Source organism: Pseudomonas solani (assembly GCF_026072635.1).
Lineage (GTDB): Bacteria > Pseudomonadota > Gammaproteobacteria > Pseudomonadales > Pseudomonadaceae > Metapseudomonas > Metapseudomonas solani.
This window is the reverse complement of record NZ_AP023081.1, coordinates 963,344-982,546: the sequence shown is the minus strand read 5'-3', so window position 1 is coordinate 982,546 and position 19,203 is coordinate 963,344. Positions and strand designations below refer to the sequence as shown.

The 19,203-nt window shown below is 64.8% G+C and carries 17 protein-coding genes and 1 pseudogene; 16 read left to right on the top strand and 2 right to left on the bottom strand.

Features of this window, described 5'->3' with window-relative positions:
• The 15 genes and pseudogenes from fdx (at position 1) to PSm6_RS04535 (ending at position 15,679) form a co-directional block, all read left to right on the top strand.
• Positions 1–339: an ISC system 2Fe-2S type ferredoxin gene (gene fdx / locus PSm6_RS04605; protein ID WP_021220841.1), complete on the top strand. Its 339-nt coding sequence runs from the start codon at positions 1–3 to the stop codon at positions 337–339.
• 9 nt (positions 340–348) lie between these two features.
• Complete coding sequence (gene iscX / locus PSm6_RS04600) at positions 349–549, top strand: Fe-S cluster assembly protein IscX (protein WP_021220840.1); 201 nt, start codon at positions 349–351, stop codon at positions 547–549.
• Between the two features lie 93 nt (positions 550–642).
• Entirely contained in the window at positions 643–1,074 is a 432-nt protein-coding gene (gene ndk, locus PSm6_RS04595) for a nucleoside-diphosphate kinase (protein WP_021220839.1), read from the top strand.
• 24 nt (positions 1,075–1,098) lie between these two features.
• On the top strand, positions 1,099–2,247 hold the full coding sequence (gene rlmN / locus PSm6_RS04590; RefSeq protein ID WP_021220838.1) for a dual-specificity RNA methyltransferase RlmN: 1,149 nt from the start codon (positions 1,099–1,101) through the stop codon (positions 2,245–2,247).
• A gap of 13 nt (positions 2,248–2,260) precedes the next feature.
• On the top strand, positions 2,261–3,016 hold the full coding sequence (pilW, locus tag PSm6_RS04585; protein ID WP_021220837.1) for a type IV pilus biogenesis/stability protein PilW: 756 nt from the start codon (positions 2,261–2,263) through the stop codon (positions 3,014–3,016).
• Positions 3,013–4,053: a RodZ domain-containing protein gene (locus tag PSm6_RS04580; RefSeq protein WP_043240096.1), complete on the top strand. Its 1,041-nt coding sequence runs from the start codon at positions 3,013–3,015 to the stop codon at positions 4,051–4,053. Before pilW ends, PSm6_RS04580 begins: the two co-directional genes overlap by 4 nt.
• A gap of 3 nt (positions 4,054–4,056) precedes the next feature.
• Positions 4,057–5,169, top strand: a complete 1,113-nt coding sequence (gene ispG / locus PSm6_RS04575; RefSeq protein WP_043240098.1) for a flavodoxin-dependent (E)-4-hydroxy-3-methylbut-2-enyl-diphosphate synthase — start codon at positions 4,057–4,059, stop codon at positions 5,167–5,169.
• A 13-nt stretch (positions 5,170–5,182) separates the two neighbouring features.
• Entirely contained in the window at positions 5,183–6,472 is a 1,290-nt protein-coding gene (gene hisS / locus PSm6_RS04570) for a histidine--tRNA ligase (protein WP_043240100.1), read from the top strand.
• 25 nt (positions 6,473–6,497) lie between these two features.
• Positions 6,498–7,142, top strand: coding sequence for a YfgM family protein (locus PSm6_RS04565; RefSeq protein ID WP_043240102.1), 645 nt, complete (start codon positions 6,498–6,500; stop codon positions 7,140–7,142).
• Positions 7,135–8,286 (top strand): outer membrane protein assembly factor BamB, encoded by a 1,152-nt coding sequence (bamB, locus tag PSm6_RS04560; protein WP_265169667.1) that lies wholly within the window; start codon positions 7,135–7,137, stop codon positions 8,284–8,286. Before PSm6_RS04565 ends, bamB begins: the two co-directional genes overlap by 8 nt.
• Before the next feature lie 79 nt (positions 8,287–8,365).
• Positions 8,366–9,843, top strand: a pseudogene (der, locus tag PSm6_RS04555) (ribosome biogenesis GTPase Der).
• 157 nt (positions 9,844–10,000) lie between these two features.
• Positions 10,001–11,149, top strand: coding sequence for a pyridoxal phosphate-dependent aminotransferase (locus PSm6_RS04550; protein ID WP_265169666.1), 1,149 nt, complete (start codon positions 10,001–10,003; stop codon positions 11,147–11,149).
• Positions 11,137–11,931: an amidohydrolase gene (locus tag PSm6_RS04545; RefSeq protein ID WP_265169665.1), complete on the top strand. Its 795-nt coding sequence runs from the start codon at positions 11,137–11,139 to the stop codon at positions 11,929–11,931. The genes PSm6_RS04550 and PSm6_RS04545 overlap by 13 nt, the downstream gene beginning before the upstream one ends.
• Before the next feature lie 239 nt (positions 11,932–12,170).
• Positions 12,171–15,098 (top strand): discoidin domain-containing protein, encoded by a 2,928-nt coding sequence (locus PSm6_RS04540; protein WP_265169664.1) that lies wholly within the window; start codon positions 12,171–12,173, stop codon positions 15,096–15,098.
• A gap of 116 nt (positions 15,099–15,214) precedes the next feature.
• Complete coding sequence (locus tag PSm6_RS04535) at positions 15,215–15,679, top strand: hypothetical protein (RefSeq protein WP_021220826.1); 465 nt, start codon at positions 15,215–15,217, stop codon at positions 15,677–15,679.
• Between the two features lie 55 nt (positions 15,680–15,734).
• Here PSm6_RS04535 and PSm6_RS04530 read toward each other — a convergent pair whose 3' ends face one another.
• Positions 15,735–16,838, bottom strand: coding sequence for an alkene reductase (locus tag PSm6_RS04530; RefSeq protein ID WP_265169663.1), 1,104 nt, complete (start codon positions 16,836–16,838; stop codon positions 15,735–15,737).
• Between the two features lie 114 nt (positions 16,839–16,952).
• Here PSm6_RS04530 and PSm6_RS04525 point away from each other — a divergent pair, with 114 nt between their 5' ends.
• Complete coding sequence (locus PSm6_RS04525) at positions 16,953–17,318, top strand: winged helix-turn-helix transcriptional regulator (RefSeq protein WP_043240119.1); 366 nt, start codon at positions 16,953–16,955, stop codon at positions 17,316–17,318.
• A 73-nt stretch (positions 17,319–17,391) separates the two neighbouring features.
• Here the strand turns inward: PSm6_RS04525 and leuA are convergent, their stop codons facing one another.
• The gene (gene leuA / locus PSm6_RS04520; protein ID WP_043240120.1) at positions 17,392–19,062 is read right to left on the bottom strand and encodes a 2-isopropylmalate synthase; all 1,671 of its coding nucleotides are present in this window, start codon (positions 19,060–19,062) and stop codon (positions 17,392–17,394) included.
• Positions 19,063–19,203: the final 141 nt, after the last annotated feature.

The window sequence follows — 19,203 nt, the reverse complement described above, 5'->3', positions numbered from 1 at the left end:
ATGCCGCAGATCGTATTTCTGCCCAATGCCGAGCATTGCCCTGAAGGGATGGTGGTCGAGGCCCAGCCGGGCGAAACCATCATTGCGGCGGCCATGCGCAACGGCCTGGAGATCGAGCACGCCTGCGAGATGTCCTGTGCCTGCACCACCTGCCACGTCGTGATCCGCGAGGGCTTCAACACCCTCGAAGCGTCCGACGAGCTGGAAGACGACATGCTGGACAAGGCCTGGGGCCTGGAAGCCGAGTCGCGACTGTCCTGTCAGGCCGTCGTGGGGGAGGTGGATCTCGTCGTGGAGATTCCGAAGTACACTCTCAACCAGGTTTCTGAAAAGCACTGAGGAAACGTCATGAGTCTCAAATGGGTCGATGTTCTGGAGATCGCCATCCAGCTGGCCGAGAGCAAGCCCGAGGTTGACCCGCGCTACGTCAACTTCGTCGATCTGCACAATTGGGTCGTGAGCCTGCCGGAGTTCGATGACAACAGTCAGCGCGGCGGCGAGAAGGTCCTTGAAGCCATCCAGGCGGCATGGATCGAAGAAGCCGACTGAAGCCCGGTCTGCTGACCCTACGCATTTAACAGGAACCCGCGTATAATTCGCGGGTTTAATTTTTCGCTTTAATCCTGATTTCTGGAGTTTCACATGGCCGTTGAACGTACCCTTTCCATCATCAAGCCTGACGCCGTTGCCAAGAACGTAGTGGGCGAGATCGTCACCCGTTTCGAAAAAGCCGGCCTGAGCGTCGTCGCTGCCAAGATGGTTCAGCTCTCCGAGCGCGAAGCTGGCGGTTTCTACGCCGAGCACAAAGAGCGTCCCTTCTTCAAGGATCTGGTTTCCTTCATGACCTCCGGTCCGGTTGTCGTGCAGGTACTGGAAGGTGAAGGCGCCATCGCCAAGAACCGCGAACTGATGGGCGCTACCGACCCGAAGAAAGCCGACGCCGGCACCATTCGCGCTGACTTCGCCGTTTCCATCGACGAAAACGCCGTACACGGCTCCGACTCCGAGGCTTCCGCTGCTCGCGAGATCTCCTACTTCTTCGCCGCCACCGAGGTGTGCGCTCGTATTCGCTGATAGCGAAGGCACGAGGGTGAAGCCATGACTGAATCAACCGGTAAAGTTAACCTGCTGGGTCTGACCCAGCCGCAACTGGAGAACTTCTTCGAGTCCATCGGGGAGAAGCGTTTCCGTGCCGGACAGGTGATGAAATGGATTCACCACTTTGGCGTCGATGATTTCGACGCCATGAGCAATATCGGCAAGGCCCTGCGCGACAAGCTCAAGGCCTCTGCCGAGATTCGCGGCCCCGAAATCGTCAGCCAGGACATTTCCAGCGACGGCACCCGCAAGTGGGTGGTGCGTGTGGCGTCCGGCAGCTGCGTCGAGACCGTGTACATCCCGCAAGGCGGGCGCGGCACCCTCTGCGTTTCCTCCCAGGCGGGCTGCGCGCTGGATTGCAGCTTCTGCTCCACCGGCAAGCAGGGTTTCAACAGCGACCTCACCGCCGCCGAAGTCATCGGCCAGGTGTGGATCGCCAACAAGTCCTTCGGCACCGTTCCGGCCAAGATCGACCGCGCCGTCACCAACGTGGTGATGATGGGCATGGGCGAGCCGCTGCTGAATTTCGACAACGTGGTCTCCGCTATGAACATCATGATGGACGACCTCGGTTACGGCATTTCCAAGCGCAAGGTGACCCTGTCCACTTCGGGCGTTGCGCCGATGATCGACAAGCTGGGCGAGCAGATCGACGTTTCCCTGGCGCTGTCGCTGCACGCGCCGAACGACGAATTGCGCAACAAGCTGGTGCCGATCAACAAGAAGTACCCCCTGGCGGTGGTGCTCGATGCCTGCCAACGCTACATCGCCCGACTGGGCGAGAAACGTTTCCTGACCATTGAGTACACCCTGCTCAAGGATGTGAACGATCAGCCTCTCCACGCTGAGCAGATGATCGCACTCCTCAAGGATTTTCCTTGCAAGATCAACCTGATTCCGTTTAATCCCTTCCCTTTCTCGGGGTACGAGCGGCCGAGCAATAACGCCATTCGCCGTTTCCAGGACATGCTCCACAAGGCCGGCCACAATGTCACCGTGCGCACCACGCGCGGGGATGACATCGACGCTGCCTGCGGTCAACTCGTTGGCCAGGTCATGGACCGTACCCGCCGCAGCGAGCGCTACATAGCCGTCCGCCAGCTCAATGGCGATACCGACGCGCCACAGAACGCTGCCAACCGAAACTGAAGAGAGGACACCCATGACCCTGCGCCCCGCGCTGCTTCTCGTTTTCGCCAGCCTGGTGGGCTGCGTGTCCACTGGCTCCGTTGACCCGATGAAGACCGCGGAAGGCCGCGACAAGGCCCGCGACGCCTACATCCAGCTGGGCATCGGCTATCTCTCCCAAGGGGCTGCCGAGCGGGCCAAGGTGCCCCTGCGCAAGGCTCTGGAACTTGACTCGTCCAGCGCCGACGCCAACGCTGCGCTGGCCCTGGTGTTCCAGACCGAGATGGAGCCCAAGCTCGCCGACGAGCATTTCCGCAAGGCCCTGTCCTCGCGCACTGATTCCCGCATCCTCAATAACTACGGCGGTTTCCTCTATGAGCAGAAACGCTACGAGGAAGCCTACGAGCGCTTCGAGCAGGCCGCCGAAGACAGCCTCTATCCCGAACGCTCCCGTGTGTTCGAGAACCTCGGCCTGACCGCCCTGCGGATGAACCGCCCGGACCTGGCTAAGCAGCATTTCGACAAGTCCCTGCGCCTGAACCGCCAGCAGCCGGTTGCGCTGCTGGAGATGGCCGACCTGTCCTACGCCGAGAAGCAATACGTCCCGGCCCGCGACTACTACGACCGCTACAGCAAGATCGCCCCCCAGAGCGCCCGCAGCCTGTTGCTGGGCACTCGGCTGGCCACCGTATTCGATGATCGCGACCAGGCCGCGAGCCTGGGTCTGCAACTCAAACGACTCTATCCCGGCACGCCGGAATACCAGCAATACCTGTCGGAGCAAAGATGAAAGCGTCGCAACCCGAAATTGCCGCCGCGACCCGTGCCAACCCAGGCGAGACACTGCGCCAGGCACGTGAAAGCAAGGACCTGAGCCTTGCCGAGGTCGCCCGACAGCTGAACCTGACCGAGCAGGCCCTGCGTCAGCTTGAGGCGGGCTCATTCGAGCAGTTGCCCGGCCACACCTTTGCCCGTGGCTACATCCGTGCCTACGCCAAGCTGCTGGGTATGGACCAGGCGCGCCTGGTGACCGATTTCGACCTCTACACCGGCACCGACGCCACCGGCAGCAATGTCCACAGCCTCGGCCGCATCGAGGAGCCCGTGCGCCTGTCGCAGAGCGTGCTGCGCTTCGTCAGCTTCGCCCTCCTGCTGGTCCTCGGCGTCATCGGTTTCCTCTGGTGGCAGGACCAGGCCGAGCGCCGTAGCGGCGAAACCGCCGACATCAGCATGGAGCACGTCGAGGTCGAAAGCGCCGACGGCACCACCCAGATCCACCCGCTGGACGAGCCCGAGGACCAGGCCGTGGCCGACGCCCAGGAGGGCGAAGACGCTGCACCGAGCGAGCTGTCCCCGGAAGTGGCCGCGCAGCCGGAAGGCACACCGCCTACCGCAGGCACCAGCCCAGCACCGGCCCAGGCCCTGCCGCTTCCCCAGGGCAGCGCACCTGCCACCAGCGCCCCGGCAGCTCCTGCCTTGTCGGCCCCCGCAGCCCCGTCCGCTCCCGTCGTCTCGGCTATGCCGGCCACTCCGACTGCTCCGTCCGCTACCGCGCCCGCTCAGGCTCCGGTAGTTGCCGCCGCAGGCCAGGGCCTGGTGCGTATCCAGTTCGTCGCCAACTGCTGGACCCAGGTGACCGATGCCGATGGCAAGGTCCTGCTCAGCGCCCTTAAGCGCACCGGCGAGAGCGTCGAGCTGGCCGGCCGGCCGCCGTTCGAACTGCGCCTCGGCTACGCCCGTGGCGCCCAGGTCAGCTACAACGGCCAGTCCGTCGACGTAGCGCCCTACACCCACGGCGAGACTGCTCGCCTGAAGCTGGGGCAATAAGCCATGCATTGTGAATCCCCGATCAAACGCCGCCAGTCCCGCAAGATCTGGGTCGGCTCGGTACCGGTGGGCGGTGATGCCCCCATCGCCGTGCAGAGCATGACCAACACCGATACCTGCGACGTGGCTGCCACCGTTGGCCAGATCCGTCGCCTGGAAGAAGCCGGCGCCGACATCGTCCGCGTTTCGGTACCGGACATGGACGCCGCCGAGGCCTTCGGCAAGATCAAGAAACTGGTCAACGTACCCCTGGTCGCCGACATCCACTTCGACTACACCATCGCCCTGCGCGTGGCGGAGCTGGGCGTCGACTGCCTGCGCATCAACCCGGGCAACATCGGTCGCGAAGACCGTGTGCGCGCCGTGGTCGATGCCGCCCGTGACCGAGGCATCCCGATCCGCATCGGCGTCAACGCCGGCTCGCTGGAGAAGGACCTGCAGAAGAAATACGGCGAACCCACCCCGCAAGCCCTGGTGGAGTCCGCGCTGCGCCATGTCGAGCACCTGGATCGCCTGGACTTCCAGGACTTCAAGGTCAGCGTCAAGGCGTCCGATGTGTTCATGGCGGTGGAAGCCTACCGCCTGCTGGCCACGCAGATCGTCCAGCCGCTGCACCTGGGCATCACCGAAGCCGGCGGCCTGCGCTCCGGCACCGTGAAGTCCGCCGTGGGCCTGGGCATGCTGCTCGCCGACGGGATTGGCGATACCATCCGCATCTCGCTGGCGGCCGACCCGGTCGAAGAGATCAAGGTCGGTTACGACATCCTCAAGTCCCTGCGCCTGCGCTCCCGTGGCATCAACTTCATCGCCTGCCCGAGCTGCTCGCGGCAGAACTTCGATGTGGTCAAGACCATGAACGAGCTGGAAGGGCGCCTTGAGGACCTGCTGGTTCCGCTGGACGTCGCGGTCATCGGCTGCGTGGTCAACGGTCCCGGCGAAGCCAAGGAAGCCCATGTGGGGCTGACCGGCGGCACGCCGAACAACCTGATCTACATCGACGGCAAGCCGGCGCAGAAGCTGAACAATGACAACCTGGTGGATGAGCTGGAAAAGCTGATCCGTCGCAAAGCGGCCGAAAAGGTCGAGGCTGACGCGGCCGTCATCGCCCGCAGCTGATTAAGGATTCCGAGTGAGCAAGACGCTGCAAGCCATCCGTGGCATGAACGACATCCTGCCGGAGCAGACCCCTGCCTGGCGGTATCTGGAACGCACCCTGGCAGACCTGCTGGACAGCTACGGCTACCGTGAAGTCCGCCTGCCGATCCTCGAGTTCACCGAACTCTTCGCCCGCGGCATCGGCGAAGGCACCGATGTGGTCGATAAGGAGATGTACACCTTCCTCGACCGCAACGAAGAATCCCTGACCCTGCGCCCCGAAGGCACCGCGGGCTGCGTGCGTGCGGTGCTTGAGCACGGCATGACCGGCGGCGGCCAGGTGCAGAAGCTCTGGTACGCGGGCCCGATGTTCCGCTACGAGAAGCCGCAGAAAGGCCGTTATCGCCAGTTCCACCAGATCGGCGTGGAAGTCTTCAACCTGCCCGGCCCGGACATCGACGCCGAGCTGATCGTGCTCACCTGGCGCCTGTGGAAGAAGCTCGGCCTCGGCGACGCCGTGACCCTGCAGCTCAACAGCCTGGGTTCCAGCGAGGCGCGTGTCGCCTACCGCGAGGCCCTGGTGACCTACCTGCAGGAGCGCTTCGACCGTCTCGACGAAGACAGCCAGCGCCGCATGACCACCAACCCGCTGCGCATCCTCGACAGCAAGGTGCCGGAAACCCAGGCCCTGCTCGTCGACGCCCCGCGCCTGCACGACTACCTGGACGCCGAGTCCGTGGCCCACTTCGAAGGCCTCAAGGCGCGTCTCGACGCAGTCGGCATCCGCTACGAGATCAACCAGAAGCTGGTGCGCGGGCTGGACTACTACAGCCGCACCGCCTTCGAATGGGTCACCGACAAGCTCGGCTCCCAGGGCACCGTCTGCGGCGGTGGTCGCTATGACGGCCTGATCACCCAGTTCGGCGGCAAGCCGACCCCGGGTGTTGGCTTCGCCATGGGCGTCGAGCGCCTGGTGCTGCTGCTGGAAACCCTGGAGCTGATCCCCGCCGAGCTCAACGCCCCGGCGCATGCCTTCATCTGCGCATTCGGCGAGCCTGCCGAACTCGCGGCCCTGGCGCTGGCCGAGCAGCTGCGCGACGCCGTTCCCGGCCTGCGCCTGCTGGTCAACTCCGGTGCTGGCAGCTTCAAGAGCCAGTTCAAGAAAGCCGACAAGAGCGGCGCGCGCTTCGCCCTGATCCTGGGTGAGGACGAACTGGCCAACCGCGTGGTAGGTTTCAAACCCCTGCGCGACGACAGCGAACAACAGAACATCGCCTGGGACGCTCTCGCAGAGCGCCTGGCGGCCTGCATCGATCAGGCTTGAGCCTTTAGAACATAGGAGTATTGGGGTGAGCACGCGTACCGAAGATGAAGAGCTGGCGGCGATCAAGGATTGGTGGCAGCGCAATGGCAAGCCCCTGCTCACCGGCGGCGCCCTCGCGCTGGTGGTGGTCTTCGGCTGGCAGGCCTGGCAGAAGCACCAGACCAACCAGGCCCAGGGCGCGTCCCAGGTCTACCAGCAATTGCTGGAAACCGCGCTGAATCCGTCCGGCAAGCCCGACGCCGGCAAGGTCGCCGAACTGGCCACCAAGCTCAAAACCGATTTCGGCGGTACCCACTACGCCCAGTACGGCAGCCTGTTCGTCGCCAAGGTGGCGGTCGAATCCGGCAAGCTCGATGACGCTGCCGCCGAACTCAAGGCCGTGGTGGACAAGCCTGCCGACGCCACCCTCGGCGAGCTGGCCCGTCAGCGCCTGGCCCGTGTCCTGGCTGCCCAGGGCAAGGTCGACGACGCGTTGAAGCTGCTCGAAGGCGATGCCAGCAAGTCCTACCTGGCCAGCCGTGAAGAACTGAAAGGCGATCTGCTGGTACAGCTGGGTCGTTCCGACGAGGCGCATGCCGCCTATGAGAAAGCCAAGGCCGCCCTGCCGGAAGATGCAGCGGTCGGTGGCTTGCAGATGAAGCTCGACGACCTGGCCAAAGGGGATGCGTGACGTGATGCGCTGGAAATTTGCCGCACTGCTGGCCATGGCCGTTCTGGCCGCAGGTTGCAGCAGCAATAGCAAGAAGGAACTGCCGCCTGCCGAACTGCCCGACATCACCGAAGAGGTCCAGCTCAAAGAAGTCTGGAGCCGCTCCATCGGCGAAGGTCAGGGTGATTCTTACAACATGCTGGTCCCCTCCGTGGACGGCGATGTCATCTATGCCGGTGACGTCGAAGGCCTGGTGGTCGCCATCGACCGCATGAGCGGCGACAAGCTCTGGGAACAGGAGCTGGACCTGCCGGTATCCGGCGCGGTCGCTGCAGGCTACGGCTTGGTGCTGGTCGGTACCCTCAAGGGCCAGGTGATCGCCCTCGACGCCAGCACTGGCGAAGAGAAGTGGCGTGCCCGGGTCAACGGTGAAGTCCTCGCTCCGCCGGCCACCAACGGTGACGTGGTGGTGGTACAGACCCAGAACGACACCCTGTTCGGCTTCGACGCAGCGACCGGTGAGCAGCGCTGGATCTACGAAAACACCCCCGCCGTGCTGACCCTGCGTGGTACCGGTGCGCCGATCGTGACCAATCGCCTGGCCGTTGCCGGCCTGTCGTCGGGCAAGGTCATCGCCCTCGACGTGCAACGCGGCCTGCCCATCTGGGAACAACGCGTCGCCGTGCCGCAAGGCCGTTCCGAGCTGGATCGCGTGGTCGACATCGACGGTGGCCTGCTGCTGTCCGGTGGCACCCTGTACGTCGCCACCTACCAGGGCCGCGTCGCGGGTCTGGACCTGGACAGCGGCCGTGTGCTTTGGCAGCGCGAAGCCTCCAGCTACGTGGGCGTTGCCCAGGGCTTCGGCAACGTCTACGTGAGCCAGGCCAGCGGCACCATCGAAGGCATCGACGAGCGTTCCTCCTCGGCGCTGTGGAGCAACGAATCCCTGGCCCGTCGCCAGCTTTCGGCTCCGGAAGTGTTCTCCAGCTACGTGGCTGTCGGCGACTTCGAAGGCTACCTGCACCTGCTGAGCCAGGTGGATGGTCACTTCGTGGGCCGCGAGAAGATCGACGGCGACGGCCTGCGTGCCCGTCCGCTGGTGATCGGCGACATGCTGTATGCCTTCGGAAACGGCGGGAAGCTGGTCGCGCTGACCATCCGCTAAGCTGAAAAATAGTGTCCGGCCGCTGCCGTCTGACGGCAGCGGCCGTTGCGTTTTCTGAAATAACGAATTGGAGAGCCTCATGGTTCCCGTAATTGCCCTGGTGGGCCGCCCGAACGTCGGCAAGTCCACCCTGTTCAACCGCCTGACCAAGACCCGCGACGCCATCGTCGCGGAGTACGCGGGGCTGACCCGTGACCGCCAATACGGCGAGGCGAAGTGGAACGGCCGCACCTTCATCGTCATCGATACCGGTGGTATCTCGGGTGACGAGCAGGGCATCGACGCGAAGATGGCCGAACAGTCCCTGCAGGCCATCGAAGAGGCCGATGCAGTGCTGTTCATGGTCGACTCCCGCGCCGGCATGAGCGCTGCCGATCAGTCCATCGCGGAGCACCTGCGCAAGCGCAACAAAAAGACCTACCTGGTCGCGAACAAGGTCGACACCGTCGACCCGGACCTCGCCCGCGCCGAGTTCAGCCCCCTGGGCCTGGGCGACGCCCTGCCGATCGCCGCGGCCCACGGGCGTGGCATCAGCCAGATGCTGCAGGAAGCCCTCGGCGAATTCCCCCGCGATGACGCGGCCGAGGAAGACGCTTCGCTCCAGGCCGAGGAGGTCGCCGAAGGCGAAGAACTCAGCCGCATCCCCGGGCCGAGCGAGAAGGACGGCATCAAGATCGCCATCATCGGTCGCCCCAACGTCGGCAAGTCGACGCTGGTCAACCGCATGCTCGGCGAGGAGCGGGTCATCGTTTATGACCAGGCCGGCACCACACGCGACAGCATCTACATCCCCTTCGAGCGCAACGAAGAGAAGTACACCCTGATCGACACCGCCGGCGTGCGCCGTCGCGGCAAGATCTTCGAAGCGGTCGAGAAGTTCTCGGTGGTCAAGACGCTGCAGGCGATCCAGGACGCCAACGTGGTGATCTTCGTCATGGACGCCCGTGAAGGCGTGGTCGAGCACGACCTCAACCTGCTCGGCTTCGTGCTGGAAACCGGCCGCGCGCTGGTCATCGCCCTGAACAAGTGGGACGGCATGGAATCCGGTGAGCGCGACTACGTGAAGACCGAGCTGGAGCGCCGGCTGTTCTTCGTCGACTTCGCCGACATCCACTTCATTTCCGCGCTGCATGGCACCGGTGTAGGCAACCTGTACAAGTCGGTGCAGGCGTCCTTCAAATCCGCCATCACCCGCTGGCCCACCAGCCGCCTGACCCAGATCCTCGAAGGCGCGGTGCAGGAGCACCAGCCACCGCTGGTCAACGGTCGCCGCATCAAGCTGCGCTATGCCCACCTCGGGGGGCCAACCCGCCGCTGATCGTGATCCACGGCAACCAGGTCGAGTCGGTGCCCAAGTCGTACTCGCGCTACCTGGAGAACACCTACCGGCGCGTGCTGAAGCTGGTGGGTACGCCCATCCGCATCGAGTACAAGGGGGGCGACAACCCCTTCGAGGGCAAGAAGAACACCCTCACCGACCGCCAGGTGAACAAGAAGCGCCGCCTCATGTCCCATCACAAGAAGGCTGACAAGAAGCGCCGCGACAAGAACCGCTGATTCTCGCAGCACCAGAAGAGGGCGCCCATGGGCGCCTTTTTCATTTCTGTTGTTCCGGGCCTTTACGCAGCGCCACCCGGCACCGCTTTCATCTTGGTCACGAGCCCCGTCAGGCCTTAAGCTAGCCGCCATCCCCAGTCGCCAGCAGCCTGAAGAAATGATCGCCAGCAAGTTGCCCAACGTCGGCACCACCATCTTCACCCGCATGTCCCAGCTCGCCGCCGAAACCGGCGCCATCAACCTGTCCCAGGGCTTCCCGGATTTCTCCGCCCCTGCCGCGTTGTGCGATGCGGTGGCCCGTCATATCGGCGCTGGCCACAACCAATACGCGCCCATGACCGGCCTGCCGGCGCTGCGCCAGCAGGTGGCCGCCAAGGTCGCGACCTTCTACGGTCGCAAGGTGGATGTCGACACCGAGGTCACGGTCACCCCTGGCGCCACCGAAGCGATCTTCTGTGCCATCCAGGCGGTGGTGCGCGCCGGTGACGAGGTCATCGTCCTCGACCCCTGCTACGACAGCTACGAGCCGTCCGTGGAGCTGGCCGGTGGACGTTGCGTGCATGTGCCCCTGGCCCTGCCGGGCTTCGCCATCGACTGGCAGCGCATGACCGACGCCCTCAGCGACCGCACCCGGATGATCATCCTCAACAGCCCGCACAACCCCAGCGGTGCACTGATCTCCCGCGCCGAGCTGGACCAGTTGGCGGCGCTGATCCGTGGCCGTGACATCTACCTGGTGTCCGACGAGGTCTACGAGCACCTGGTGTTCGACGGCCAGGCCCATGTCAGCGTGCTGTCCCACGACGAGCTCTACGCCCGCGCCTTCGTGGTCAGCTCCTTCGGCAAGACCTACCACGTCACCGGCTGGAAGACCGGCTACGTGGTCGCGCCACCGGCGCTCTCCGCCGAGCTGCGCAAGGTGCACCAGTACGTCAACTTCTGCGGCGTCACCCCGCTGCAGTGGGCGCTGGCCGATTTCATGGCCGCGCACCCGGAGCACCTCACCGAGCTGCCCGGCTTCTACCAGGCCAAGCGCGACCTGTTCTGCGACCTGCTGGCCGGCTCCCGCTTCGGCTTCACCCGCGCCGCCGGCACCTACTTCCAACTGGTGGACTACAGCGCCATCCGCCCCGAGCTGGACGATGTGGCCATGGCCGAATGGCTGACCCGTGAACATGGCGTTGCCGCCATTCCCGTGTCGGTGTTCTACCAGAGCGCCCCGCGCGACCTGCGTCTGGTGCGCTTCTGCTTCGCCAAACGTGAGGAGACGCTGCGCCAGGCAGCGGAAAAACTATGCGCGATCTGACCACGTTGCCCGACCTCAAGCTGGCCCTGGTGCAAAGCACCCTGGTCTGGCACGACGCCGCTGCCAACCGCAGCCACTTCGAGGTGCTGTTGGAACAGGCCCGTGGCGCCGACCTGGTGGTGCTGCCGGAAATGTTCACCACCGGCTTCTCCATGGATTCGGCCATCCTCGCCGAGGAGGAAGAGGGCGTCACCTACGCCTGGCTGCGTGAGCAGGCCCGGCGCATCGATGCCGTGGTCACCGGCAGCCTGATCATCCGCGCCGCCGACGGCAGCCATCGCAACCGCCTGCTCTGGGCGCGCCCCGACGGCGAAGTGCTGCACTACGACAAGCGCCACCTGTTCCGCATGGCGGGTGAACACAAGCACTACACCCCGGGGGATACCCGGGCGCTGTTCGAGCTCAAGGGCTGGCGGGTGCGCCCGCTGGTCTGCTACGACCTGCGCTTCCCGGTCTGGAGCCGCGACCCCCACGACACCGACCTGCTGCTCTATACCGCCAACTGGCCTGCCGCACGCCGCCACCACTGGAACCGCCTGCTGCCCGCCCGGGCCATCGAAAACCTCTGCTACGTGGCAGCGGTTAACCGCGTCGGCGAGGACGGCAAGGGCCATCCCTACAGTGGTGACAGCCAGGCCTTGGACTTCCAGGGCGAGACGCTGCTCGATGCCGCCGCGCAGGAGGGCGTATTCAGCGTCACCCTCAGCGCCAGCGCCCTGGCCAGCTACCGCGAGCGCTTCCCCGCGCACCTGGATGCGGACGGCTTCACCCTGACCCTTTGATCCTCGCGCATGCTCGGCACCCGAAGGTGCCGAGCTCCTCTCCTGCCTCGACCGCAGCCTGCCAGTGAGTCAGCTCCCTGCCTGGCGCCTAAGACGCGTCTGAATTCAGCCTCGTTTCTTTTACTTCCCCTGCGGCCTGCCCCTAGCATGGCGTCGCCGGCAACTACTCATTCTGTCAATCCCTTGGCGCGCTGCACTGTGAAGAGCTCGCAAGGCGTGCTGCTGACCAGGAATTCTTCATGCCGACGTTCCGCTTGAACCCACTCAGTCGTTCCACTCGCACCTGGATCGCCAGCCTTGGCCTGGCGGCGCTCCTCCCCCTGGGCGTCCAGGCACATTCGGGCCACTCCCCCGACGACGCTCCGGTACCCCAGGTGCTGGATACCCAGACGGGGCATTTCATCGAACTCTCCAGCCTCCTCTCCGCCCGGACCTTGAGCGCCGTCGCGCCAAGGGGAACCGAGCAGTTGCGCAGTGCCACCGGGCTCAATCTCTCGGGGCTGGCCCTGGAGAGTGCGGAGACATTTGACGATCTCAAGGTGTATACCGGCGGGGCGTTTTCCGGGGTGGGCGCACGCACGCTGCAACCCGTCGATGACGTCATCGTGGTCGCCCGCCAGGATGGCAGTTTCATTGCCTTGCTGCCCGAATCCAACATCGTCATCCGCGGCGAAGCATCGGGGCAGCAGACCCTCACGCGCTACGACGCAAGTCACACTCACCCTCCCGCCTCGCGTGACTACGTAGAGGATCCGCAAGCCGATCTGCCCCATGAAGTGCAATCCTTCTCCGGAGCCCGCAGCTACCTGGTTGACCGCAATGCCAATGGCGAGATCGTCGTTGATGTCCTGGCTGGCTTCTCCCGCAAAGCCGTCAAATACATCGGCGACCATGAGGCCTATGCGCTCGCACAGATCGCCTCGGTCAACCTGGCTTTGAAGAACTCCAAGGTCGAGGGCGTGCGCCTTCGCCTCGTGGGTACCCAGGTCATCGAGAGCGAACATTCGATCACCAGGGAAACGCTGCACAAGTTGAACGTCCTGTTCGCCGACGGCATGCGCCAATACGGGCCTGACCTCGTTACCGGTTTCTTCAGCGGCATCACGGGCGAAGACACAATGCTGGGCTGGGGCAACATCCGTGGCCGCTATTCCATCAACGTGATCACCTCGCCCACCACCTTCCGCCACGAGGTCGGGCATAACATCGGCGCCAACCACTGTCCGGAAGGCGATGGCTACCACTACGGCTATCACAACGGTCGCGTCGGAACCATCATGTGCGGCAACCAGGTCAACTACTTCTCCAACCCGGATCTGAAGGATCGGATGGGCGTGCCGCTGGGCCATCCGGAGATGGCCAACGTGGCCCGGCTCTGGCGCGAGAACAGCGCACGGATGTCCGCCTACAGCCCCTCCGTGGTTCCGCTGGAAACCGAGCGTGCAACCAAGTTCCTGGAAGAGCGCGTCACGCTGGATCGAAATGAATGGCGATATTTCCCCATCGACGTACCGGCAGGGACCGAGCGCCTGGCGTTCGCCGCCAACCATGGCGCGGGCCATGAGATCCACGGGCGCATTCAGCTCTACCTCCGCTATGGCCAGCAGCCGACCGCTACCCAATATGACGAGCGATCGATCATGGCGGCTGGCGTGGCCCTGGGGGTCAAGGACCCCAGGCCCGGGCGCTGGTACCTGGCCATGAGAGTGCAAGACAACCGCACGGCGACCGACCAGGTGCTCGAAGGTCATGCGTTCTCCAGGAAGCAGGACACGGTAGAGGCGCGCTACCTTCGCCTCGTCGCCAAGTCGGCGATCGACGGTGGCCAAGCCGCCAGCATCTCCGAACTCCACCTGGCCAATGCCGATGGACGCTCGTTGCCGCGTGATCAGTGGCGCGTGATCTCGTCCAAGGGCTACAAGCCTGAAAATGCCATCGATGGCGGAACCAATACCTACTGGTATTCCTCGTCCAAGGAGAACTATCCGTACGACTTCGTCATCGACCTTGGAGCTCCCGAGCGTTTCTCCCAGTTGCATTACCTCCCGCGTCAGGCCAGCGGCCTTTTCGGCAACATCAAGGACTACGAAGTGCACGCCGGTGATCGGCCAGATGGCGACTGGACCTTGTTGGCCGAGGGCCAGTTCACAGCAGACAACCTGGTCAAGCTCGCCAGCCTGAAACCGGTCAGCGCCATCCTGCCGCCGGTGGCGCAGATCAGCGGCCCGGCATCGGCCAGCGCGGGTGATACGGTTCGTCTGGACGCCTCCGCATCCAGCGATCCGCAGGGCAGCGTGCTCAGCTACACCTGGTCGGCCTCGCCCAAGCTGGACTTCAGCTTCGATGGCCCCCGGGTTTCCTTCAAGGCTCCGGCACTCGACAAGGACACCCGCTTCACCTTCGAGCTGGCTGTGAGCAACGGCAAGCACACGGTACGCAAGGCCCACCCGGTACTGGTGAAGGCCGGCATCACGGGGTCACCGACCTGCCATACCGCGTGGAGCGCGACATCCGACTACGTGTCGGGCAGCAAGGTGCAGAGGAAGGGGCGCACCTACGAGGCGCGCTGGTGGACCCGGGGTAACGAGCCGGGTGACCCGGCGTTCACCGGGCCGGATGGCAGCGGCAAGGTCTGGCGCGACCTGGGGGCCTGCAGTGGTACCGGCACCGAGACCCCGGAGAACCCGCCTGCAGTCCTGCCGCCCGTGGCGCGCATTTCCGGCCCTTCCATGGCCACTGCCGGCAGTGAGGTCCGCCTGAGTGCCGCCGCCTCCACCGATCCGGCCAACCTGCCGTTGACCTACCGCTGGAGCGTGAGCCCGCAGGTTTCCATCAAGGCGAGTGGTGCCAACCTGACGTTCGTAGCGCCGTTGCAGGACCAGGAGGTGGCTTACCGCTTCACCCTGACTTTGAGCAATGGGCAGAAAGAGGCGACCCGCACCCACGAGGTGAAGGTCGGCGCCCAGGTCATCGAGCAGCCGGGTACGGGCCGCTGTGCCAAGCCCTGGAGCGCCGATGAGGCTTATTGGGAAGGTAGCGGGGTGACCCACAAGGGCCGTCTCTATACCGCGCGTTGGTGGAACCGTGGCTCCGAGCCGGGCAATCCGGAGTACACCGGAGCGGACGGCAGCGGCAAGGTGTGGCGCGACGAGGGCGCCTGCAACTGATGGGCGGGATGGCCGGGTGATACTGGCCGCCCCTTCATCCGGGGTCGCCCGATGCCGGGCGGCTCCGTATCATGGCGCTCCTCGTCCTTCTTCTACGTTACCCACAGGAGCCCGATATGAGCACGGAAGCCGAAAACCCCTTCCAGACCCCCACCGCCGAGCTGCTGGCGCCGACTACCGGCACCGAGCATCTGCGCCTCTACAGCATCCCCGGCATCGGCATCGCCACCTTCTTCGGCACGCCGCTGGCGGGGGCTTATGTCATCGCCGCCAATCTCAAGGCGATGGGGCGGGGTGGCGAGACCGGGAAGCTCTGGGCCGTCTCGATCGGTTTCTTCATCGCGATAATCGTCGCCGGTGCCCTGCTGCCGGAGAACGTGCCCGCCATCGTGTTCGGCGTGGTCCAGGTGATTGCGATGAATGCCTATGCCCGGCAGCTGTTCGGTACGCAAGTGGACCAGCACAAGATCGCCAATGGCGCGTTCTTCTCGTTGTGGCGCAGCGTGGGCATCGGCCTGCTGTTCATGCTGGGGTTCATCGTCGCCATGGTGCCGGTCCTTCTGCTGTTCGGGCTCGTCTGAGCCGTTGCCATGAAAAACGCCGGGCATTGCCCGGCGTTTTCGTTTCAGCCTCCGTTCAACCCAGGGTCGGGTAGTCGGTGTAGCCGGCTTCGGCGCCACCGTAGAAGGTGTTGGCGTCCGGTTGGTTGAGGGGCGCGTCCTGGCGCAGGCGTTCCACCAGGTCGGGGTTGGCGATGTAGGGGCGACCGAAGGCGACGGCGTCGGCCAGGCCGGTGCTCAGGGCGGCTTCGGCGCTGCTGCTGTCCAGGCCACCGGCGAGGATGATCTGGCCCTGGTAGCGGTCGCGCAGTTCGCGCAGCAGGTCGTCGAAGCCTTCGAAGGTGCCGCCCAGCCAGTCCGGCTTGTTGATGTGCAGGTAGGCGAGGTTGCGGCTGTTCAATTGCTCCACCAGGTAGCCGAAGGTTTCGCGCGGGTTGGCGTCGCTGATGTCGCCGAAGGTGCCCATGGGGGAAATGCGCACGCCCACGCGACCGCTGTCGCCGGTGGTGGCGATCACGGCGTCGATCACCTGCAGTACCAAGCGCGCGCGGTTCGCAGCCGAGCCACCGTAGGCGTCGGTGCGCTGGTTGCTGCCGGAGCAGAGGAACTGGTCCAGCAGGTAGCCGTTGGCGGCGTGCACTTCCACGCCGTCGAAACCGGCGCGCAGGGCGTTGGCCGTGCCCTGGGCGTAGGCGGCGACCACGCCGGGGAGTTCGTCGATCTCCAGGGCGCGGGGCTTGGCGGTGGGCTGGCGATGGTGGCTGCCGTCGGCTTCCTGCACATAGCAATCAGCCTTGGCCTGGATGGCGGAGGGGGCGACAGGGTCGACGCCGCCCGGTTGCAGCAGCGGGTGGGAGATGCGCCCCACGTGCCAGAGCTGCAGGACGATGCGGCCGCCCTTGTCATGCACGGCGCGGGTGACCTTCTTCCAGCCTTCGATCTGTTCGGCGCTGTGGATGCCCGGGGTCCAGGCATAGCCCTGGCCTTCGGGGCAGACCTGGGTGGCTTCGCTGATGATCAGGCCGGCGCCGGCGCGCTGGGCGTAGTAGGTGGCATTGAGTTCGCTGGGGATGTTGCCGGGTTGCAGGCTGCGCTGGCGGGTGAGGGGCGCCATCACCACCGCGTTGGGGAGCTGGAGGCTGCCCAGTCGGGAGGGCTGGAACAGGTTGCGTGCGGTCATGGTTCGATCTCCATCGGCTGCATTCGGCATGAATGTGGCGGTCGATTATGCAGGTGGCATTCTTGCTGACAAGTACGTACGATTCTGGCAGTCACTTACTAGCGGGTAAGCAATATGAGCGAACACGAGCCGATCGCCACCGAATCCAAGCGTCTGGTTTCGGGCGACAAGGTCTACAACACGCCGGTGGAGGTGACGCTGGATGTGATCGGCGGCAAGTGGAAGTCGCTGCTGGTGTATCACCTGATGAAGGAGGCGCTGCGCTTCTCCGAGCTCAAGCGCCGGGTGCCGGGCATCACCGAAAAGATGCTGACCCAGCAGCTGCGCGAGCTGGAGCACGATGGCGTACTGTCGCGCACGGTGTTCGCCGAGGTGCCGCCGCGTGTGGAGTACCGCCTCACCGAGCATGGCGCCAGCCTGCAGCCGGTGCTGGAGGCGATGTGCGCCTGGGGTCGCTGCCACTGGCAGCAACAGGGCTAGAGATGCACACCGGGTTATCCCCGGAAAAACAAAACCCCGCCGATTGGCGGGGTTTTCATTGGCTGGCCGGGTGTCAGGCGGCTTCGGCTTCGGTCTGGCTCAGGGCGCGGTTGAGGGCGCTGAACAGGGCACGGAAGCTGGCGGTGGTGATGTTCTCGTCGATGCCGATGCCGTGCAGCGCGCGGCCACCGTCGAGGCGCAGTTCGATATAGGCCGCGGCCTTGGCGTTGGCGCCGCCACCGATGGCGTGCTCGGAGTAGTCCATGATCTCCACCTTCACCGGCAGGCTGGCCACCAGGGCTTCCAGCGGGCCCTTGCCCATGCCGCGCAGGTGCTGGGTCTCGCCCTTGATCTGCACTTCGATGTCCACGGCGCTGGTGCCGTTCTCTTCCTGCAGGCGGTGGCCTTTCAGGGTGTAGGGCGTGGTGGCTTGCAGGTACTCGCTGTCGAGCAGCTTGTAGATCTGTTCGGCGGTCATCTCCAGGCCGAGGCGGTCGGTCTCGCGTTGCACCACCTGGCTGAATTCGATCTGCATGCGACGCGGCAGGCTGATGCCGTATTCCTGCTCCAGCAGGAAGGTGATGCCGCCCTTGCCCGACTGGCTGTTGACGCGGATCACCGCCTCGTAGCTGCGGCCGATGTCGGCCGGGTCGATCGGCAGGTAGGGCACTTCCCAGACACCGTCTTCCTTCTGCTGGGCGAAGCCCTTGCGGATGGCGTCCTGGTGGGAGCCGGAGAAGGCGGTGTGCACCAGGTCGCCCACATAGGGGTGACGCGGGTGGACCGGCAGCTGGTTGCACTCCTCGACCACCTTGCGCACGGCGTCGATGTCGGAGAAGTCCAGCTGCGGGTGCAGGCCCTGGGTGTACATGTTCAGCGCCAGGGTCACCAGGTCGACGTTGCCGGTGCGCTCGCCGTTGCCGAACAGGCAGCCTTCGACGCGGTCGGCGCCGGCCATCAGGCCCAACTCGGTGGCGGCCACGCCGGTGCCACGGTCGTTGTGGGTGTGCAGGCTGATGATCACGCTGTCGCGTTTGTTGATGTGACGGCCGAACCACTCGATCTGGTCGGCGTAGACGTTCGGCGTGGCGCATTCCACGGTGGCCGGCAGGTTGAGGATGATCTTGTTGGTCGGGGTCGGTTCCCAGACGTCGATCACCGCGTTGCACACTTCCAGGGAGAAGTCCTGCTCGGTGGAGCTGAAGATTTCCGGCGAGTACTGGAAGGTCCACTGGGTTTCCGGCTGCTTGGCGGCCAGTTGCTTGATCAGGCGGGCGGCGCCGGTGGCGATGTCGATCACGCCCTGGCGGTCCTGGTTGAAGACGATGCGGCGGAAGGACGGCGCGGTGGCGTTGTAGACGTGGACGATGGCCTTCTTCGCGCCCTTGAGGGATTCGAAGGTGCGGGTGATCAGGTCTTCGCGGGCCTGGGTCAGCACCTGGATGGTGACGTCATCCGGGATGTGGCCGTTCTCGATCAGCTCGCGAACGAAGTCGAAGTCGGTCTGCGAAGCGGAGGGGAAGGCCACCTCGATTTCCTTCAGGCCCACCTGCACCAGGGTCTTGAAGAAGCGCATCTTCTTCTGCGCGTCCATCGGCTCGATCAGCGACTGGTTGCCGTCGCGCAGGTCGGAGCTGCACCAGATCGGCACTTCGGTGATGGTCTTCGACGGCCAGGTGCGGTCGGGCAGGTTGATGGCGGGGAAGGCGCGGTACTTGCGAGACGGGTCGTTGAGCATGCTCATGGGGAAATCCTTGTTCTGATGGGCCTGATGACGGCGGCCGGCCAAATGAAATGCGGGGTGAAGCAGGGCGTCGCGATTCAGCTACGCAGTCGTGGGCTGACCAGACGTAGGCAGGCGTGTTGACGCAGGAGGATGAGGGTG

What these genes read in the sequence shown, in the direction of transcription:
- fdx (WP_021220841.1), top strand. Translation starts at nt 1, where the DNA reads ATGCCGCAGATCGTATTTCTGCCCAATGCCGAGCATTGCCCTGAAGGG.
- iscX (WP_021220840.1), top strand. Translation starts at nt 349, where the DNA reads ATGAGTCTCAAATGGGTCGATGTTCTGGAGATCGCCATCCAGCTGGCC.
- ndk (WP_021220839.1), top strand. Translation starts at nt 643, where the DNA reads ATGGCCGTTGAACGTACCCTTTCCATCATCAAGCCTGACGCCGTTGCC.
- rlmN (WP_021220838.1), top strand. Translation starts at nt 1,099, where the DNA reads ATGACTGAATCAACCGGTAAAGTTAACCTGCTGGGTCTGACCCAGCCG.
- pilW (WP_021220837.1), top strand. Translation starts at nt 2,261, where the DNA reads ATGACCCTGCGCCCCGCGCTGCTTCTCGTTTTCGCCAGCCTGGTGGGC.
- PSm6_RS04580 (WP_043240096.1), top strand. Translation starts at nt 3,013, where the DNA reads ATGAAAGCGTCGCAACCCGAAATTGCCGCCGCGACCCGTGCCAACCCA.
- ispG (WP_043240098.1), top strand. Translation starts at nt 4,057, where the DNA reads ATGCATTGTGAATCCCCGATCAAACGCCGCCAGTCCCGCAAGATCTGG.
- bamB (WP_265169667.1), top strand. Translation starts at nt 7,135, where the DNA reads ATGCGTGACGTGATGCGCTGGAAATTTGCCGCACTGCTGGCCATGGCC.
- PSm6_RS04550 (WP_265169666.1), top strand. Translation starts at nt 10,001, where the DNA reads ATGATCGCCAGCAAGTTGCCCAACGTCGGCACCACCATCTTCACCCGC.
- PSm6_RS04545 (WP_265169665.1), top strand. Translation starts at nt 11,137, where the DNA reads ATGCGCGATCTGACCACGTTGCCCGACCTCAAGCTGGCCCTGGTGCAA.
- PSm6_RS04540 (WP_265169664.1), top strand. Translation starts at nt 12,171, where the DNA reads ATGCCGACGTTCCGCTTGAACCCACTCAGTCGTTCCACTCGCACCTGG.
- PSm6_RS04535 (WP_021220826.1), top strand. Translation starts at nt 15,215, where the DNA reads ATGAGCACGGAAGCCGAAAACCCCTTCCAGACCCCCACCGCCGAGCTG.
- PSm6_RS04530 (WP_265169663.1), bottom strand. Translation starts at nt 16,838, where the DNA reads ATGACCGCACGCAACCTGTTCCAGCCCTCCCGACTGGGCAGCCTCCAG.
- PSm6_RS04525 (WP_043240119.1), top strand. Translation starts at nt 16,953, where the DNA reads ATGAGCGAACACGAGCCGATCGCCACCGAATCCAAGCGTCTGGTTTCG.
- leuA (WP_043240120.1), bottom strand. Translation starts at nt 19,062, where the DNA reads ATGAGCATGCTCAACGACCCGTCTCGCAAGTACCGCGCCTTCCCCGCC.